The organism is Holdemanella biformis DSM 3989, from assembly GCF_000156655.1.
Lineage (GTDB): Bacteria > Bacillota_I > Bacilli_A > Erysipelotrichales > Erysipelotrichaceae > Holdemanella > Holdemanella biformis.
Genome location: NZ_DS996856.1, coordinates 1 through 780 on the forward strand (window position 1 = coordinate 1; position 780 = coordinate 780).

The 780-nt window shown below is 32.7% G+C and carries 2 protein-coding genes; both read left to right on the forward strand.

The annotated features are described in order from the left end of the window. Positions 1 to 518: accessory Sec system glycosyltransferase Asp1 (gene asp1, locus EUBIFOR_RS11835; RefSeq protein ID WP_003866310.1), on the forward strand; the 518-nt coding region annotated here is incomplete at its 5' end. Beyond that, positions 505 to 780 (forward strand): accessory Sec system protein Asp2 (locus EUBIFOR_RS11840; RefSeq protein WP_003866311.1); only part of this gene is annotated, 276 nt, incomplete at its 3' end. The genes asp1 and EUBIFOR_RS11840, both read left to right, overlap by 14 nt.

Consider the following 780-nt stretch of genomic DNA (forward strand, 5'->3'; position numbering starts at 1 on the left):
CCCGTGTTCATTTCTTTACGCGAAATGCGAATTGGGATCGTGTGGATTCTATTTTGAATTTTACTTGTGAAGTACTAAAAGTAAATGGGCTAGATGAAAGATTGGCTCGTAAAGAGACGAATGATAAAGCTGAGTTTGATTTGGACGAAGAAAAGAAAGTTCCAATCAAATTCTTTGTAGATCAATGTGTGGATGAATTGAGTATTTCTAAATGTATGCGTGAACAGCGTATTATGGTGGATTTAACGTCAAGACCGGATTTATATTTACAGATATCATGTATTAGTAGTGCCATTCCGCAAATTGTTTCTTTTAATACACAATATGTGCATGATGGAAAGAATGGTTTTATTGTCAAAGAAGTGTCTGAAGTGTTGAATGGTTTGAAATATTATTTGGATAATATTACGAATTGGAATAAGTGTATGATTTATTCTTATGAATTAGGTAAGGAATATAATACGGCAAGTTTAATTCGTAAATGGAAGGGAGTTATGAAGCAAGTTGAACAAGATTAGTGTTTTACAAGTTGGAAATGAAGATTTAAGTTTAACACTTCATATTCCTGACTTTGTGGATTGGAATTATGTAGACGATTTAAAAGAAGCTACTGAAAGAAGTTATGATGTATGCGTTTTAAATCGTTGCGTCAATAAAGAAGAGGCATATATCTTATTAAAGAAGATTCGTGCTTATACAATGTTTGTGCTAGATTCGGTTGAATTGAAGGGTTGGACAAAATGGATTTATGCTTCTAGAATGGCAAAATACGTAGATGTG